The 16,767-nt window shown below is 69.6% G+C and carries 15 protein-coding genes; 3 read left to right on the top strand and 12 right to left on the bottom strand.

Translation table 11 applies throughout. The features are described from left to right. The first annotated feature begins 39 nt into the window (after positions 1-39). A complete protein-coding gene (locus IPN02_19480; GenBank protein ID MBK9298964.1) occupies positions 40-1,209 on the top strand; it encodes a D-alanine--D-alanine ligase in 1,170 nt (389 codons plus the stop codon). A 115-nt stretch (positions 1,210-1,324) separates the two neighbouring features. Here IPN02_19480 and rpsA read toward each other — a convergent pair whose 3' ends face one another. The 12 genes from rpsA to IPN02_19420 all read right to left on the bottom strand — a co-directional run bounded on the left by rpsA (position 1,325) and on the right by IPN02_19420 (position 13,702). Continuing rightward, entirely contained in the window at positions 1,325-2,593 is a 1,269-nt protein-coding gene (gene rpsA, locus IPN02_19475; GenBank protein MBK9298963.1) for a 30S ribosomal protein S1, read from the bottom strand. A gap of 387 nt (positions 2,594-2,980) precedes the next feature. Further along, positions 2,981-5,677 carry a DNA polymerase I gene (gene polA, locus IPN02_19470; GenBank protein ID MBK9298962.1) on the bottom strand — a complete coding sequence of 899 codons (2,697 nt, stop codon included), beginning with the start codon at positions 5,675-5,677 and terminating at the stop codon, positions 2,981-2,983. A 36-nt stretch (positions 5,678-5,713) separates the two neighbouring features. After that, positions 5,714-6,310: a response regulator gene (locus IPN02_19465; GenBank protein MBK9298961.1), complete on the bottom strand. Its 597-nt coding sequence runs from the start codon at positions 6,308-6,310 to the stop codon at positions 5,714-5,716. 11 nt (positions 6,311-6,321) lie between these two features. Continuing rightward, complete coding sequence (locus IPN02_19460; GenBank protein MBK9298960.1) at positions 6,322-6,618, bottom strand: hypothetical protein; 297 nt, start codon at positions 6,616-6,618, stop codon at positions 6,322-6,324. Between the two features lie 65 nt (positions 6,619-6,683). After that, on the bottom strand, positions 6,684-6,914 hold the full coding sequence (gene secG / locus IPN02_19455) for a preprotein translocase subunit SecG (GenBank protein ID MBK9298959.1): 231 nt from the start codon (positions 6,912-6,914) through the stop codon (positions 6,684-6,686). Between the two features lie 187 nt (positions 6,915-7,101). After that, on the bottom strand, positions 7,102-7,875 hold the full coding sequence (locus IPN02_19450) for a triose-phosphate isomerase (GenBank protein MBK9298958.1): 774 nt from the start codon (positions 7,873-7,875) through the stop codon (positions 7,102-7,104). A 30-nt stretch (positions 7,876-7,905) separates the two neighbouring features. Then, positions 7,906-9,072, bottom strand: a complete 1,167-nt coding sequence (locus IPN02_19445) for a phosphoglycerate kinase (protein ID MBK9298957.1) — start codon at positions 9,070-9,072, stop codon at positions 7,906-7,908. Between the two features lie 6 nt (positions 9,073-9,078). After that, the gene (gap, locus tag IPN02_19440) at positions 9,079-10,086 is read right to left on the bottom strand and encodes a type I glyceraldehyde-3-phosphate dehydrogenase (GenBank protein ID MBK9298956.1); all 1,008 of its coding nucleotides are present in this window, start codon (positions 10,084-10,086) and stop codon (positions 9,079-9,081) included. Between the two features lie 135 nt (positions 10,087-10,221). Continuing rightward, a complete protein-coding gene (gene yvcK, locus IPN02_19435; GenBank protein MBK9298955.1) occupies positions 10,222-11,124 on the bottom strand; it encodes a uridine diphosphate-N-acetylglucosamine-binding protein YvcK in 903 nt (300 codons plus the stop codon). Between the two features lie 61 nt (positions 11,125-11,185). Then, the gene (gene rapZ / locus IPN02_19430) at positions 11,186-12,037 is read right to left on the bottom strand and encodes an RNase adapter RapZ (protein ID MBK9298954.1); all 852 of its coding nucleotides are present in this window, start codon (positions 12,035-12,037) and stop codon (positions 11,186-11,188) included. Between the two features lie 10 nt (positions 12,038-12,047). Further along, positions 12,048-13,007: a class I SAM-dependent methyltransferase gene (locus IPN02_19425; GenBank protein ID MBK9298953.1), complete on the bottom strand. Its 960-nt coding sequence runs from the start codon at positions 13,005-13,007 to the stop codon at positions 12,048-12,050. Then, positions 13,004-13,702, bottom strand: coding sequence for a thymidine kinase (locus IPN02_19420; GenBank protein ID MBK9298952.1), 699 nt, complete (start codon positions 13,700-13,702; stop codon positions 13,004-13,006). The genes IPN02_19425 and IPN02_19420 overlap by 4 nt, the downstream gene beginning before the upstream one ends. A 225-nt stretch (positions 13,703-13,927) precedes the next feature. Between IPN02_19420 and IPN02_19415 the strand changes: the two genes are divergently transcribed. Together IPN02_19415 and IPN02_19410 are read left to right on the top strand one after the other, a co-directional pair. Then, positions 13,928-15,976 carry a GNAT family N-acetyltransferase gene (locus IPN02_19415; protein ID MBK9298951.1) on the top strand — a complete coding sequence of 683 codons (2,049 nt, stop codon included), beginning with the start codon at positions 13,928-13,930 and terminating at the stop codon, positions 15,974-15,976. Then, a complete protein-coding gene (locus IPN02_19410) occupies positions 15,973-16,749 on the top strand; it encodes an enoyl-CoA hydratase/isomerase family protein (GenBank protein MBK9298950.1) in 777 nt (258 codons plus the stop codon). The genes IPN02_19415 and IPN02_19410 overlap by 4 nt, the downstream gene beginning before the upstream one ends. Positions 16,750-16,767 lie beyond the last annotated feature (18 nt).

Genomic DNA, 16,767 nt, shown 5'->3' with positions numbered 1-16,767 from the left:
CCTCCCCTCGACCGATGACCGACCAGCGCGGAGCGTGACATGGCCGATCCAGTGGCACACGAAGGTCCGGCGACCGCCGGCGAAGCAGACCCGGTCGGTGGCACCAACCGCCCGACGCCGAGGTCGGGACGTGTCGACCTCCCACAGCGGGTGCGCCTGGTGGTGCTCTTTGGCGGCCAATCCGCCGAACACGACGTCTCCCGGGTGACCGCCCGCAACGTGTTGGCTGCGCTCGATCCCGACCGCTACGACGTCCATCTGATCGGCATCGCCCGCAACGGGCGCTGGCTGCAACTGCAGGGCCTCCCGGCGCTGGACGGCGCCGAGGCCAAGGCCCTCACCGTGTCGGGCGACCACGTCGACCCGATCGGCCACCTGCGCCACACCAGCGACAACGTGCATGGCGACGCGCTGGCGACGGTGGTGCTCCCGCTGCTGCACGGGCCCAACGGCGAGGACGGCACCGTGCAGGGGCTGCTGGAGATGAGCGGCCTCCCCTACGTCGGCAGCGGCGTGCTGGGATCCGCAGTCGCCATGGACAAGGCGGTCGCCAAGGAGCTGTGCGGCCACGCCGGCATCCCGCAAGCCGGCTGGGTGGCGCTCCACGAGCGGGAGGTCGGCCCCGAGACACTCGCCTCGGCGGTCGAGCGGCTGGGCCTGCCGATCTTCGTCAAACCGGCCAACCTGGGCAGCTCGGTCGGCATCTCCAAGGCGACGAACGCCGACGACCTGGCCACCGCCGTCGCCGTGGCGCTTGAGCACGACGAGTACATCGTGCTCGAGGAGGCCGTGAACGGCCGGGAGATCGAGCTGGGTGTCCTCGGCAACGAGGAGCCCCGGGTGTCGCTGCCCGGCGAGATCGTCTCCGGCGCCGAGTTTTACGACTACGAGGACAAGTACGTCACCGGCTCGGCCGAGCTGGTGATCCCGGCGGAGCTGCCCGCCGAGGCGATCGAGGAGGCCCAACGCCTGGCGCTGGTCGCCTACCGGGCGCTGCGCGGCGCCGACCTGGGACGGGTGGACTTCTTCTACGAGTCGCCCGGCCGCGGCCTGCTGCTCAACGAGATGAACACGATGCCCGGCTTCACCCCGGCGTCGATGTACCCGCGCCTGTGGGAAGCAAGCGGCGTGCCGTACACCGAGCTGATCGACGAGCTGGTGCGCCTGGCGATCGAACGCCATGCCCATCGAGGCAACCGCCGCCGATAGCGGTCGGCGCTCAGCACCCGCCCCCAGCGCTCCCGGACGCGACTGTGGGGAGGACCAAATCGGTCCTCCCCACAGTCATGGACTTTCGATCGGCAGGGTGAGGCCCCGCCGTGGATCAGGCTTCCGGAGCCGGCTCTGCTGCCGGCTCTTCGGCCGGAGCTTCGTCACCCTCGGCCGCTGCGGGCTCGTCGCCCTCGGGAGCCGGAGCGTCGCCCTGCTCGGCGTAGTAGGCCGTCCAGGCCTCCTCAGCCTCGCTGGGGCCTTCGCCCTCGATGCCCGAACCGATGTAGTTGCCCTCATCGTCGTAGGCGTGCTCGCCGAAGTGCTCCTGGTACTCGGCGGCCACGATGCCACCCTCGGCGGCCTGCTTGATCGACAGGCTGATCCGGCGACGCTGCAGGTCGAGATCGATGATCTTCACCCACAGCTCCTCGCCGGGGGTGACGACCTGCTCGGGCAGGTCGACGTGATGCTGGGACATCTCGGAGATGTGCACCAGGCCCTCGATGCCCTCGCCCACCTGGACGAACGAACCGAACGGCACCAGCTTGGTGACCCGGCCGTAGACCAGCTCCCCAACCTGGTGGGCGGAAGCGAACTCCTGCCACGGATCCTGCTGGGTGGCCTTGAGCGACAGCGAGATGCGCTCGCGGTCGGTGTCGACCTCCAACACCTCGACGTCCACCTCGTCGCCGACGGTGACGACGGAGCTGGGGTGATCGACGTGCTTCCAGGACAGCTCGGACACGTGGATCAGCCCGTCCATACCGCCCAGGTCGACGAACGCACCGAAGTTGACCACCGAGGACACGACGCCCTTGCGGCGCTCGCCCGGGGCCAGGTTGGCCAGGAACTCGTCGCGCTGTTCCTTCTGGGTCTCTTCCAGGTAGGCACGGCGGGACAGCACCACGTTGTTGCGGTTGCGGTCGAGCTCGATGATCTTCGCCTCGAGGTCACGCCCGAGGTACGGGGCCAGGTCGCGCACCCGGCGCAGCTCGACCAGCGATGCGGGCAGGAAGCCGCGCAGGCCGATGTCGATGATCAGGCCGCCCTTGACGACCTCGATGACCGGGCCGGTGACGACGCCGGAGCCTTCCTTGATCTCTTCGATCGTGCCCCAAGCGCGCTCGTACTGGGCACGCTTCTTGGACAGGATCAGGCGGCCGTCCTTGTCTTCCTTCTGGACGACGAGGGCTTCGATCTGCTCACCCGGCGACACGACCTCGGAGGGGTCGATGTCGTTACGGATCGACAACTCGTTGACGGGGATGACGCCTTCGGACTTGTAGCCGATGTCGAGGAGGACCTCGTCGCGGTCGATGCGAACGACCGACCCGGTGACCATCATGCCGTCTTCGACTTCCACCATCGAGGAGCCGTACATCTCGTCGAGGGCATCGCCAACGTCGTCGAGCACGATCGGGTCGTCGGCGTCGCGGATGCCGCTGGGGGGGCCTACCGCTGAGACGAATTCGTCAGAAGCTTCCTGGGTAGCGGTGGCCGCCGACGCGGTTGCGTCGGCACTGGCCTCCGAAACCTCGCTGGTAGCGGAGGTCTCGGAGGGGGTCGGGGTCGGGTCGGACACGAAATACAGCCTTGGGGTTGATGGATAGACGGACCGCAAAGAATACCACCGAAGGTCCGGGGCCTACCTCATCAACTGTGACCGCAGGTCTTCATCAACCGGCACTGCCCCTTCCAACCGAACTCGGGAGTCCGGAACGCGCTCAGACGGCGGTGTGCACTCCCGAGTTCCGGGAATTGGCGGTGATTAGGACTTGGCGCCGGCCCAGGTGTCGCCGAAGGCCAGGTTGACCTCGAGGGGGACGGCCAGGTCGAAGGCCCCGGACATGGCGTCGAGCACCACCTCGCTCATCTCGACCTCGTCGGCCGGCGGCACCTCGAGCACCACCTCGTCGTGCACCTGGAGGATCAGCCGTGACGTGCCGCCCCGCTCCTCGAGCGCCTCGTCAAGGCGGACGAGCGCAATCTTGAAGATGTCGGCGGCCAGGCCCTGGATGCCGGCGTTCATCGCCTGGCGCTCGCCGGCCTGGCGCACCGCCCGCACCCGCGAGGCCAGCTCGGGGATCTGCCGGCGGCGCCCGAGCAGGGTTTCGGTGTAGCCCTTCTCCCTCGCCTCGGCCACCGCGCCCTCCATGTAGGCCCGCACGTTGGGGAAACCCTCGAAGTAGGCGTCGAGGATCACCTGGGCCTCGCCGGTGGGGATCGACAGCCGCTGGCCCAGGCCGTAGGCCTCCATGCCGTAGGCCAACCCATAGCTGACCATCTTGGAGGTCGAGCGCTGAGCAGTCGTCACCTCGTCGGGTTCGACCTCGAAGATGCGGGCGGCGGTCTGGGCGTGGATGTCCTCGCCGGCGGTGAACGCACCGACCAGCCCAGGGTCCTTGGACAGGTGAGCGATGCAGCGCAACTCGATCTGGTTGTAGTCGGCGACGCACAGCCGATACCCGGGGGCAGGAACAAATACCTGGCGAAACAGGCGGCCCTCTTCGGAGCGCACCGGGATGTTGTGCAGGTTGGGCTGGTCCGAGCTCAGACGCCCGGTGCGAGCGACCGTCTGGTTGAACGTGGCATGGATGCGGCCGTCGACCGCCACCTCGGCCAGCAACCCCTCCCCATAGGTCGAACGCAGCTTCTCGACCTCCCGGTAGCGCAACAGGTGCTCGATGATCGGATGTTCGCCGCGCAGCTTCTCCAGGGTGGCGGCGTCGGTCGAGTAGCCGGTTTTCGTCTTCTTCTGCGGGGTGAGACCCAGCTCGTCGAAGAGCACCTCCCGCAGCTGCGGGGTGGAGTTGACGTTGAACTCGCGGCCGGCGGCCGCCACGATCGCCTCCCGTTCCTCGGCCACCTCGGCGACCAGGCGATCGGCCAAGGCCTGCAGCTCGTCCCGATCGACCCCGATGCCCAGGTCCTCCATCCGGGCCAGCACCCGCACGAGGGGCACCTCGACCTCGTCGTTCAGCTTGGTGAGGCCGCGAGCCTCGAGCGCCTCGCGCATCGGCGCAGCCAGCGCAGCGGTGGCCAGGGCGCGACGGGCGGTCACCCGGTCGCGACCGTCGCCATCGCCGTCACCCAGGTCGAGTTGGCCCGGCGGCGTGCCCTCCTCGCCGGCCATCTCCGCCCCGGCGTATTTGGCCAGCAGCTCCGCCAGGTCGTAGCGGGGGTCGGCCGGATCGAGAAGGTAGGCGGCCAGCTTGGTGTCGAGAGCCAGGCTGGACACCTCCACCTCGAGGCCGAAGAGCGACCGCAGCAGCGGCTTGGCGTCATGGGCGACCAGACCCACCGAGCCGTCGAGCAGCCCGACCACCTCGTCGTCACTCAGCGCCAACACCCCGGTGGCGGGCTCGGGGAACCACGCCACCTCGCCCTCGGAAGCATCGAGGACGACCGCCAGCCCGGTCAGCGGTGATCGGCCGGGCTCGCCCGCCCAGTCCGCCGCCAGGGCGACCAGACCGTCGACCGCCGAGCTTCTCGCCTTGTTGAGCGCGGCCCGAGCCTCGGCGCCCGTGGTGGGCACGACCAGCTCCGCCTCGAGCACCCGTGCGTCACCGTCGGCCAGCGGAGCGGTCAGAAAGGCGCCGAACGCTTCGGAGAAGCGGTCCTGCAGGCTGGAGAACTCGAGAAAACCGAACAGCTCGGCCACCGCGTCGGCATCGATGCTGCCGACCCGAAGCGACGTGACGTCCTCGGGCAGGTCGACGTCGCGCACCAGCGCCATCATCTGCTCGTTCATGCGCACCTGGTCCTCGTTGGCTTCGAGGGAGGCGGCCAGCTTGGGGGTCTGGTCGGCGGCGTGGGCGAACAGCTCATCGACCGTGTGGTACTTGTTCACCAGCTTGGCGGCCGTCTTCTCCCCCACCCCGGGGACGCCGGGCAGGTTGTCCGACGGATCGCCCCGCAGGGCGGCGTAGAACACGTAGTCCGACGGCTTCACGCCGGTGCGCTCCGCGATGCCGGCCTCGTCGTAGAGCACGTAGTCCGACACGCCGCGGCGGTTGTACAGCACGCGCACGTGCGGGTCCTCGACCAGCTGGTAGCTGTCTCGGTCGCCGGTGACGATGATGACGTCCTCACCGTTCGCCTTGGCCCGTTCGGCCAGGGTGGCGATCACATCGTCGGCCTCAAACCCGGGCGCCTCGACCACGGGAAGCGCCAACGTGTCAACGACCCGTCGCACCAGCTCCATCTGCTGGACGAGCAGGTCGGGTGTGGCGTCGCGGTTGGCCTTGTAGGTCTCGACCGCACGATGCCGAAAGGTGGGCTCGGGCAGATCGAAGGTGACGACGATGCGATCGGGCCGGTGGTCCCGCACCAGGTTCACCAGCATGGACGTGAAGCCGTACACCGCGTTGGTCACCTGCCCGGACGCGGTGGCCAGGTCGGTGGGAAGCGCGAAGAACGCTCGATAGGTGAGGGAGTTCCCGTCGACGAGCATCACGGAGGGCATTCCCGCAACCCTATTGGAACGCCCGAAGCCGTTCGCTCAGTCGGTGCTCGCGTCGGCGTTCGGGCGCAGCGTTCCATCGACGATGCGGGTGGCCACCTCGGCCATCGTCGAACGGGCCGACATCGCCGTCGTCTGCAGGAAGCGGAACGCCTCATGCTCGCCCATGCCGTAGGCGTCCATCAGGGTCCCCTTGGCCCGATCGATCACCTTGCGTTGCTCAAGTCGCTGTTCGGCCTCATCGGCACGGCCCGCCAGCGCCTGCAGCTGGGCCCGCCCGGCCAGCGCCACCTCGATCGCCGGCACCAGGTCGCTGGCCTGGAACGGCTTGACGACGTAGGCCCCCACGCCGACGTCGACCGCCTCGCCGATCAGCTCCCGCTGCGAGAACGAGGTGAGGATCACGACGGCCGCCAGATCCTCCTCGACCACGATGCGGGCTGCGGCCAGGCCGTCGAGTCCAGGCATCTTGACGTCGAGTATGCACAGGTCGGGCGCCAGCTCCCGGGTGCGTTCGACCGCCAGGTCGCCGCGTCCCACCTGCTCGATCACGTCGTAGCCCTCGGCCACCAGCATCTCGGCCAGATCCATCCGGATGATGACCTCATCCTCGGCGATCAGGATCCGGGCGCTCACCGCGTCACCGGTCAACGCCTGTACTGACGTTCGGTCAGGTCCTCGAGCAGCCGATCCTGTTCGCCCTCCAGCTTGGCGATGCGTCCGACGAGATGATCGCGCTCCCGTGCGAGCGCGTCCCGCTGACGAACCGCGTCGTCGGCCTCCGAGTCGGCCAGCGGCGTCTCCGACACGATCGAGCGCAGCTCGGCATCATCGGCCACCTCGTTCACCGCCTGCAGCTGCTCCGACACGACCGACAGATCCTCGTGGAACTGGCGGAGTTTCTCCTGGTTCGCCCGCAGGCGACGCTCGATCCGGGTTGCCATCACGGCCCCCATACTACGGGAGACCACCGAGGGGGACGCACATGCGCTACCCGGGGGCCTGCCGCTCAGGTGTTCATGATGAAGGCGAGGATCAGCGTGTTGAACGTAAACGCCACCGCCAGCACGACGGTGATGCGGTCGAGGTTCTTCTCCATCACCGTCGATCCGGCGGCCGCCGAGCCCATGCCCCCACCGAACATGTCGGAGAGGCCGCCGCCTTTACCCGAGTGCACCAGCACCAAGACGATCAGGCCCAGGGACAACAGCACCTGGGTGATGGTGGCAAGGATTTGCATGGAAACTCCGAGGGGACGATTTGATGCGGCCGGGCATGGGCCACAAAGACGTTGAAGCGAGCTGCGCGACCGTCGATGCTAGCGCCCCGACGACCCGACACGAACTCGCCACGCTGCCAACCCGGGAGCGCACAGCACCGCCAGAGCGCGCTCTGGGCTCCCGACTACGACGTTGGCTCGCTCGTGCTCAATCCTGGTAGGAGCAGATCGACGCGAAGTCGTCGGGGTCGAGGCTGGCCCCGCCGACGAGGGCGCCGTCGATGTCGGCTTGGCCCATCAGCTCGGCGATGTTGCCTGGCTTCACCGACCCGCCGTACTGGATGCGGACACCGTCGGCGGCAGCCGCACCGGCCGTCTCGCCGACGACCGAGCGCACCGTGGCGCACATGGCCTGGGCATCCTCGGACGTGGCGGTGCGCCCGGTGCCGATCGCCCAGATCGGCTCGTATGCGATCACCATCGACGCCACCGCATCGGCGGCCACCCCGTCCAAACCGGCGCGCACCTGGGTGGCCACCTTGGTCTCGGCCTCGCCGGCCTCCCGCTCTTCGAGCGTCTCGCCGCAGCACAGGATCGGGGTCATGCCGGCGGCCAGCACCGCCTTCACCTTGGCGTTGACCACCTCGTCGGTCTCGCCGAAGAGCTGACGGCGCTCGCTGTGCCCGACGATCACCAGGCTGACCTCCAGCTTGGCCAGCATCGGAGCCGACACCTCGCCGGTGAACGCACCCTTCTCCTCGGCGTGGCAGTTCTGGGCGCCGAGCAGGATCTTCATCCTGTCGGCACCGATCACCGTCTGCACCGAACGGATGTCGGTGAACGGCGGGTGGATCGACACGCCCACCTTGGAGTAATCGTGTTCACCCAACCGGTAGTGCAGCTTCTGGGTCACCTGGATGGCCTCGAAGTGGTTGTGGTGCATCTTCCAGTTGCCGCTGATCAGTGGCGTGCGCTCGGTCATCGTGCGTCCTTCTTTCTCAGTCGCTGTTCGCTACTCGTTGAACTCGTCGGACTCGTCTGCCTCGACGGCGTTGGGTGCCCGCCGCAAGGCTTCGACGCCGGGCAGGTCGCCCCGCTCGATCAGTTCCAGGCTGGCGCCGCCGCCGGTGGAGATGTGATCGACCTGATCCTCAAAACCGAACTGGGCGATCGCCGCTGCGGAGTCGCCCCCGCCGATGACGGTGAAGCCCCGGCAGTCGGCCACCGCTTGGGCGACCGAACGGGTGCCCGCCTCGAAGCGGGGGTCCTCGAAGACCCCCATCGGGCCGTTCCACAACACGGTGGACGCTTCGAGCACGTGGTCGGCAAACTCGGCGGCCGAGCCGGGACCGATATCGAGGCCCATCCAGCCATCGGGCACCGAACGGCCCATGTTGCGCACCTCACCGCCGGCCTCTGGGTCACCGATCTTGCCCCCGGGGCCCATGGCCACCACGTCGGAGGGCAGCACCAGCCGGTCGCCGAACTCGTCGAGCAAGGCCTTGCAATCGTCGATGCGGTCCGGCTCGAGCAGGGACGATCCGACCGAGTGGCCGAGCGCAGCGAAGAACGTGAAACACATGCCGCCGCCGATCAGGATCTGATCGGCCACGCCCAGCAGCGCCCGGATGACCCCGAGCTTGTCCGACACCTTGGCGCCACCGGTGATCGCCACGAACGGACGGCGTGGATGGCTGCGCAGGCCGAGCAACACCTCCACCTCGCGGGCGAGCAGCAGTCCGGCCGCCGACGGCACCCGGCTGGGGGGCCCGACGATCGAGGCGTGCGCGCGGTGCGACGCCCCGAACGCGTCGTTGACGTACAGGTCGTGCCCCGCCATCAACTCGTCGACGAAGTCGGGGTCGTTGGCGGTCTCCCCCGGGGAAAACCGCAGGTTCTCCCCGAGCGTCACCCCGGGCGCCAACTCGGCCAGGCGGCGGCGCACCGGCGCCACGTCGAAGGCCGGGTCGGGCGTGCCTTTCGGGCGTCCCAGGTGGGTCACCGCGGTCACCTTGGCCCCGCGCGACGTCAACCACTCCAGGGTGGGCAACGCCGCACGGATGCGGTGGTCATCGGCGATCTCACCGTCGCGCAGCGGCACGTTGAAGTCGCAGCGCACCAAGACGGAACGGCCGTCGACCGAGGGGAGATCCTCAAGAACCGGGACGCCGAAAAGCACGTCGGCTCAGCCCGCTGCGCCGACGATGGCGGCCAGGTCGACGAGGCGGTTGGAGTAGCCCCACTCGTTGTCGTACCAGCCAAGCACCTTCACCAGGCTGCCCTGGGTCATCGTCAGGCCGGAGTCAAACGTGCAGCTGGCTGCGGTGCCGACGATGTCGGAGGACACCAGCGGCTCGGTGGAGTAGTCGAGCACCTTGGACATCCGTCCGTCGGTGGCGGCCGCCTCGAACGCGGCATTGACCTCGTCAACGGTGACCTCGCGGCCAACGACGGCAACGAAGTCGGTGACTGAGCCGGTGGGGATCGGCACCCGCAGCGAGGTTCCGTCCAGCTTGCCGTCCATGGCGGACAGCACCAGGCCGGTCGCCCGGGCAGCGCCGGTGGAGGTGGGGATGATGTTGACCGCAGCGGCGCGGGCGCGGCGGGGGTCGGAGTGGGGGCCGTCGACCACCGACTGGTCTCCGGTGTAGGCGTGGGTGGTCGTCATCAGTCCGTGCTCGACACCAAAGGCATCGTCGAGCACCTTCACCATCGGCACGAAGCAGTTGGTGGTGCAGCTGGCGTTGGACACGACCGTGTGCTTGGCCGGGTCATAGGTGTCGTCGTTGACGCCAACCACGAACGTGGCGTCGGCGCCGCTGGCCGGGGCCGAGACGATCACCCGGGGGGCGCCGCCCTCCAGGTGGGCTGCGGCAGCCTCACGGGTGGCGAAGAAGCCGGTCGACTCGATGACGACGTCGACGCCGAGGTCGCCCCACGGCAGCTCGGCCGGGTTGCGGGTCGACAGCACCTTCAGGACGTCGCCGTCGACGTCGAGGCCGTCGTCGGTCACCGAGACGGTGCCGGGGTAGCGGCCGTGCACCGAGTCGCGCTGGAGCAGCCCGGCCATGATGTCGAGCGACCCCAGGTCGTTGACGGCCACGAAATCGATGTCGGCGCCCGACGCCTTGGCGGCCCGGAAGAAGTTCCTTCCGATGCGCCCGAATCCATTGATGCCTACTCGAACTGTCATGTGTATCCCCTCGTCGAAGGTGTGTGCCCCGGCGCCGTGCCGAGGTGGTCGGGCGGCGATCTCGCCGCTCGAAAAGGTCGGGTGACGGGTTCGACCTCCCGCCTATGGCACCAGATCAGCGCCGCCGCCGCCAGTTCAGTCGTTTGCGGCCTGCTCCCGTTCGGACCAAAGCGGGACGCCGGCCAGCCCGGCGAGGGCCTCGGCCAGGCGCTCGGCATCGTGGACCCACGGGTTGGCCTCGGTCAGTTGCTCGCCCACCGCGGTGCTCACCCCGTCGACGCCGGCCAAGCGGTCCGGGTCGTAGAGCACGGCGTCGGGGGTAAGCCCGTGCACGGCGAGCGCGGCAACGTGATCGGAGACGTCATATCCCTCGCTCTCGGGCTCCTGGGCGGCCAGGTTGGCCACATAGACGACCTGTGCGGTCGAGCGGGCGACGGCTCGACGGATGCCGGGCACGGCCGCCGCCGCCAACACCGAGGTGTACAGGCTGCCGGGTCCGAGGATCACCTGGTCGGCCGCGACGATGGCGTCGACCGCGTCGCCGGGCACCATCGGATCCGCCGGTTCGAAGCCCAACCGCACCAGGTTGGTCGTCGAGGCCACCTCGACCTGGCCCCGCACCCAGCCCTCCGAGGTCTCGCCGAGCAGGGTCACCGGATTGACCGCAGCCGGCAGCACCCGGCCCACCGTGCCGAGGGCCTCGCCCAACGCGTCGAGCACAGCGATCAGGTCGCCGCCGCACTCGCGCATCATCGCACCGAGCAACAGGTTGCCGGCAGTGTGGCCCGCCACCTCGCCGGCCTCGAAGCGGTGCTCCAACCCGGCGGCCAGCAACGATTCCGGCGGGGCGAGGGCGACCAGGCTCTTGCGCAGGTCGCCGGGCACCACGTCCCAGCCCGCCCGTCGCAGACGGCCGGTGGAACCCCCGTCATCGCCGACGGTCACAACGCCGCAGATGTCATCCGCGTAGCGCCGGACGGCCCGGAGGGTCGCAGACAGGCCGTGCCCTCCACCGATCGCCACCACGTTGCAGGCCATTGGAGCTACCCCGCTCCCGTGGCGACCGGCGCTCCGCAGAGGTCGCGGTCCCAGGTCACGATCAACCGTCCAGTTCTCGGTGGCGGAGCCGGACGGTGTAGCCCTCGCTGCGCAACCAGCCGGCGAAGCGCTCGGCCATCGCCACCGAGCGGTGCTTGCCGCCGGTGCACCCGAGGGCCAGGTTGAGGTAGGCCCGGCCCTCATGCAGATAGCCGGGGATGGCGGTGGCCAGGAAGGCACGAAGCTGCTCGTAGGCCACGTCGGTGATCGGCTGTTCGGTGAGCCACTGCTGCACGGAACTCTCCCGGCCGTCGTGCTCGCGCAGCTCCTCGTTCCAGTGGGGGTTGGGAAGAAACCGGCAGTCGACGACCAGGTCGGCGTCGTTGGGCACGCCCTTCGGGTAGGCGAAGGACTCCACGCTGACCAGCACCCTGGGCTCGCCCTGCTCGGGGGCGTAGCCGTCTCCCAGGCGGCGGCGCAGGTCGTGCACGCTCAGCCCGGTCGTGTCGATCACCGCGTCCGAGGCGTCCTTGACCGGGTTCAGCTCGGCCCGCTCGGCCTCGATCGCCTCGTGCAGCCCGCCGTCGGTGCCCTGCGGGTGTCGCCTCCGGGTGCTCTCGTAGCGACGGACCAGCGTCTCGGTGTCGGCTTCGAGAAACATCAATTGGACGTCGGCGCCGTGGGAGCGAAGCCCGGCGACCGCATCGAGCAGACGGGCCTTCTCAGCGGTGGGGCCCACGACCAGCGCGATGCGGTCGAGGTCGCTGCCCGGCACCTGGGCAAGCTCCGCCACTTTGGGCACCAGCGACGGCGGCAGGTTGTCGATCACGAACCAGCCCAGGTCCTCGAGGATGTGCCCGACCTGGGTTCGCCCCGCGCCCGACATGCCTGCGACGACCACGAACTGTGCCACGGCGGCCACGCTACTGCGCCTGGTCGGGCGGCGGTTGCCCGATTGCGTGGAGTGCCGGCGTGCGGGTGAACTGCAGCGCCATCAGGCGGGGGATCTCCACCACCTCGGCGTATTCGGGGGCGCGAGCGATAAACCCGGGCGGCGGCGCCGGCTCGTCCATGCGATCCAGGCTGAGCCCAACGGAAATCGCCGAGTTGAGATACGACGACAGCGGCCGGTGGTGGAACGTGATGTGGATCCCGGGCTGCACCTCCTCGACGTTGATGACCTCGCTCAGGTACGGCCCGATGCGCCAGTACTGCTCGGGCGGGTCGAGCACGTGGTCGTCGATCCAACCCGAGTCGGGGGTCTGGAGCAGCGGGTGATTTAACAACAACAAGAACCGGCCCCCCGGCACGAGCACCCGGGCGGCCTCGGCCAGGCCCCGCCGGTAGTCGCCGACGTGTTCGAAGACCAGCGATGCCACGACGAAGTCGACCGTGGCGTCACCGACCGGCAGGTCGAGCAGACTGCCCCGCGCGTAGGCGGCTTCGCCGCCCGGGGATACAGCGGCTTCGCCGCCCGGGGATACAGCGGCTTCGCCGCCCGGGGATACAGCGGCTTCGCCGCCCGGGGATACAGCGGCTTCGCCGCCCGGGGATACAGCGGCTTCGCCGCCCGGCGACACGGCTCGAGCCCGGCGTCGTCGTTCCGCCTCGTCGATCTGGGCACCCGCCGGGTCCAGGCCAACCGCGCACAGGCCGTGCTCCACCGCCAGGCGGGTCACCTGGCCCTCGCCGCAGCCGACGTCGAGCACCCGGCCCTCGGCGGGCAGCCGGGAGGCGATCAGCGGCAGGATCTGCTCGACGTACTCCGGGTCCGCACCCTCGGTGAACTCGTCCTGCCACCATGCGGCGTGGGCATCCCAGGGGTCCGGAGGGCCGGGGCGCCATGGGTTCGGGTGCTCGGTGGACGCCTGCGGTTCGGTCATGTCTGCTCGCCTTCGGCGGCCGTGTGGCCGGCGCTCTCGGGGGTTGGTTGACGCGCCGCCCAATGGGCCCGACACAACAGCTCATAGGTCACCCGTCGCTCGTCGAGCTCCATGGCGGTCTGGGGGTCGGGCCCCGATGGCGGGGTGTCGCCGACGACGAGCAGGTCACCATCGAAGGTCTGGGCTCCGTCGATGAGCCGGGCATTGTGGGTGGCCCGCGACCCGCACCAGCACCGGGCCTCAACCTGCAGCTCGGAACGCTCATCGGCCAGCTCCAGCCACCGCGCCGTCGCCGGAAACAGGCGACCCTGAAAGCTGGTCAACAATCCAAAGGCATAGACCTCCACGCCGTGAAGGTCGACCAGTTCGGCAAGCTGTTCCACCTGGGCCTCGGCGTAGAACTGAGCCTCGTCGGCGACCACATAGGTCACCGGGCCGGCGGCCTGACGGCGAGCGGCGGCGGCATCCGGGCCGGGCGCGTCGGGGGCCAGAAGTTCGACCAGGTTCATCGTGTCGGTCACCTCCAGCGCCTCGGCGGCCACCCCCAGCCGCGATGACACCTGCCCACCGGACCGGTCCAGCTTGGTGGCGAGCACCCCGGTCAGCCTGCGGGACCGAAGGTTGTGGTGGATCTGGAGCGCCTGGGTGCTCTTGCCCGAGCCCATCGTGCCGAAGAAGAAGCGGAGCTTGGCCACCCCCGCACCGTAGTTCCGTGCTCGACCGCCGGGATCGGGCCGGCGATTGAGGACCACCGTGCGGACGGCCCGGCCGTGAAAACGGGTGGCGCTCGCCCAAACGGCTGCGCGCACCACCCCGCAGCGTCCAAGATAGGAACCATCAGCACTCCTTCGACCAGCGACGACGACGCGATCGGCCCCGGCGGAACGGAACCCCGGATCGTCTTGGCGGACCCCGGCCCGGTGGCACCGGCCGCCGGCGAGGCCCTGCCCAGGCTGCCCCCGGTTCCGGTGCCCGAGGCCGGCCGCCGGCTGCACGGTCGCGCCGCCGATGCGGCCACCGAGCATCCCGAAGCGATGGCCCAGCTGGTCACGTCGATGCTGGGCATCCATCCGCCCCGTTGGACCGTCGAACAGTTCGCCGCCAAGACCGAAGTCCCGGCCCCGATCCTGCTCCGCATGCGACGGTCCCTGGGGTTTCCCGACCTTCCATCTGGCGAGGCGGCGTTCTCCGAGGACGACCTGGCGATCGTCGAGGTGATCAAGACCGCCATCGATGCGGGTGCCATCGACCTGGAACGACAGCTGGCGCTCAACCGGGTGCTCGGCTCATCGATGGCCCGGGTGTCATCGGCCGCCGTGGCCGCCTTCATCGAGGCGCTGACCGTCGAGGGCGGCCTGAGCGCCGAAGGGTCGATGATCGACGACCTGGACCTGGCCCAGCTGGTGGACGCGGTCAAGATCACCCTGCCGATGCTCGACCAGACCCTGGGCCTCGTCTGGCGCCGACACCTGGCCTCCGCCGCCCAGCGCGTCGTGCTGGCGGTGGGGACCGAGGAGGCCGACACCCACACGGCGGTGGTCGGCTTCGCCGACCTGGTCGAGTTCACCGAGCTGACCGAGCAGCTGAACGAGGCCGAGCTGGCGGCGGCCATGGATCGCTTCGACGACCTGGCCTACGACACGGTCTCGGCGCTGGGGGGACGCGTCATCAAGATGATCGGCGACGAGGTGATGTTTGCCGCCCCCAACGTCGAGTGTGCCGCCGCCATCGCCTGGCGCCTGATCGACCTGTGCGACGTCGACGAATCGCTCACCACGCTTCGTGCCGGGTTTGCCTCCGGACCGGCGATCGACCAGGACGGCGATCTGATCGGCCCGGCGGTCAACCTGGCCCACCGCCTGGCCTCCCTCGCCAACCCGGGCACGGTGCTGGCACCCGCCGACCTGGCCCCCGAACCCGAGCCGGACGATGCCGCCGAGGGCGCGACGGGCGACACGGACGCGGATGAGGCGGCCAAGCTGCCCTCCGAACCGGGCAGCACCACCGGGTTCGCCTGGTCTCCGTTGCGCCTCGCCCGTGAGGTGCGGGGCATCGGTCAGCTGAAGCTGGCCACCGTGCGACCGGAGGTCCACGTACCCTCACCCGCCAGCCCCGCCGAGGTGGAGCAGCTGAGCGATGTGGCCGGGCGGGCGTTCGCCAACGTCCCGATCGAGGCGCTGGGCGGCTGGAGCATGCGCGTTGCCGGCGGCGGCCGACGGCGGGCCAACTCGGTCGACACGCACGGCCTCCCCGGCCTCGAGATCGACGACGCCCTGCGCATCGTGCGGGAGCGCTACGCCCAACTCGAACTGCCCGCCCGGGTGATCGTCTCGCCGCTCAGCGACCCCGAGGGTCTGGATGAAGCGCTGGCCGAACGGGGTTGGCAGATCGAGGCGCCCACCGTGGTCATGGTGGGCGACCTGCGCGAGATCCGCAACCGCTGCGAACGTCGGGCCAAGGTTCCGCTGGTGTCGCACCACCGGCCGTTTCCATCGTGGCTGGTCGGCTTCGACGACCTGGCCGGCGACACCTCCGAAGCGGACCTGTCGATCATGTACGGCGCCGCCGAACGCTCACCGATCGTCGAGCCCGGGCTGGGGACCCTGCAGCGCGACCTTCCAAAACCTGGCGCACCGCTCGCCCTGGGACGCCGGCGATTTGCCGCCGCCCTGGAGCCCGACGACAACCCGGAGGGTGACGTCGAGACCCAGGCGGTCGGTGCCGGCATCGTCGACGGCCCATGGCTGGGGGTGTTCTCGATGTGGACCCGAACCGCCCGGCGGCGGCGGGGGCTGGCAGCCGCCGTGCTCTCCGAGCTGGCCGCCTGGGGCACCCGGGCCGGCTGCCGGCTGGCCTACCTGCAGGTGGAGGAGTCCAACAAGACCGGCCGCAGCGTCTACGGGAAGCTTGGGTTCACCGAGGCCTACCGCTACCACTACCGCACCGAACCCGAAGAGGATGCCCAATGAGCAACGTCCGACTGGACATCGACGGCCCGATCGCCGTGATCACCAACGACCGTCCGGACAAGCACAACGCCTTCGACGACGACATGGACCTGGCGCTGTTCGAGATCCTCGGTGAGCTGCGCAGCCGCCCCGACGTACGGGCGGTCATCTGGCGGGGCACCGGCAAGTCGTTCTCGTCTGGTCGCGACGTCAGCGCCATCGGCGTCAACCAAACCTCGATGAGCCACCACGAGCTGATGACCCGGGGCCACCGAGGCATCCAGCAGCTCTTCGACCTGGACGCCCCGGTCATCGTGGCCTGCCACGGCTGGACCCTGGGTGGGTCGTTTCAGCGGGCGCTGCTGTGCGACATCCGGATCGCAGCCACCGGGGCGCGGTTCATGCTGCCCGAGGTGGGCCACGGGGTGATCCCCGACACCGGCGGGGTGGCCCGCCTGTTTCAGATCTGCGGCCCCGGGCTGGTCAGCGACCTGGTGCTCACCGGGCGCGTGCTCGAAGCCGAGGAGGCGCTGGCCCACGGCATCGTGTCGCGCGTGGTCGCCCCCGAGGCACTCGATGACACCGCCCGGGAGATGGCCGAGCGGATCGCCGCCGCCCCGGCGGCAACCGTGAAGCTGGCCCGGCGCGTGATCGGCCGCATGTCGGAGCCCCAGGTGCGGGCCTCGATGGAGGACGAGTTGATCGGCCAGACCTACGTCAACCGATCCGACGACTTCGCCGAGTTCCGCGCCGCCAGGGCCGAAGGCCGCCAGCCCCGCTACACCGGGAGCTGAGCCGTGCCGTCCAACGAG

Source organism: Candidatus Microthrix subdominans (assembly GCA_016719385.1).
In the GTDB taxonomy this organism is placed as follows: domain Bacteria; phylum Actinomycetota; class Acidimicrobiia; order Acidimicrobiales; family Microtrichaceae; genus Microthrix; species Microthrix subdominans.
Note: the sequence above shows the minus strand (reverse complement) of the source record. Positions and strands in the feature narration are given on the sequence as shown.

What these genes read in the sequence shown, in the direction of transcription:
- secG (MBK9298959.1), bottom strand. Translation starts at nt 6,914, where the DNA reads ATGCAAATCCTTGCCACCATCACCCAGGTGCTGTTGTCCCTGGGCCTG.
- IPN02_19425 (MBK9298953.1), bottom strand. Translation starts at nt 13,007, where the DNA reads ATGACCGAACCGCAGGCGTCCACCGAGCACCCGAACCCATGGCGCCCC.
- polA (MBK9298962.1), bottom strand. Translation starts at nt 5,677, where the DNA reads ATGCCCTCCGTGATGCTCGTCGACGGGAACTCCCTCACCTATCGAGCG.
- IPN02_19460 (MBK9298960.1), bottom strand. Translation starts at nt 6,618, where the DNA reads ATGGCAACCCGGATCGAGCGTCGCCTGCGGGCGAACCAGGAGAAACTC.
- IPN02_19450 (MBK9298958.1), bottom strand. Translation starts at nt 7,875, where the DNA reads ATGACCGAGCGCACGCCACTGATCAGCGGCAACTGGAAGATGCACCAC.
- IPN02_19480 (MBK9298964.1), top strand. Translation starts at nt 40, where the DNA reads ATGGCCGATCCAGTGGCACACGAAGGTCCGGCGACCGCCGGCGAAGCA.
- gap (MBK9298956.1), bottom strand. Translation starts at nt 10,086, where the DNA reads ATGACAGTTCGAGTAGGCATCAATGGATTCGGGCGCATCGGAAGGAAC.
- IPN02_19410 (MBK9298950.1), top strand. Translation starts at nt 15,973, where the DNA reads ATGAGCAACGTCCGACTGGACATCGACGGCCCGATCGCCGTGATCACC.
- yvcK (MBK9298955.1), bottom strand. Translation starts at nt 11,124, where the DNA reads ATGGCCTGCAACGTGGTGGCGATCGGTGGAGGGCACGGCCTGTCTGCG.
- rpsA (MBK9298963.1), bottom strand. Translation starts at nt 2,593, where the DNA reads ATGTACGGCTCCTCGATGGTGGAAGTCGAAGACGGCATGATGGTCACC.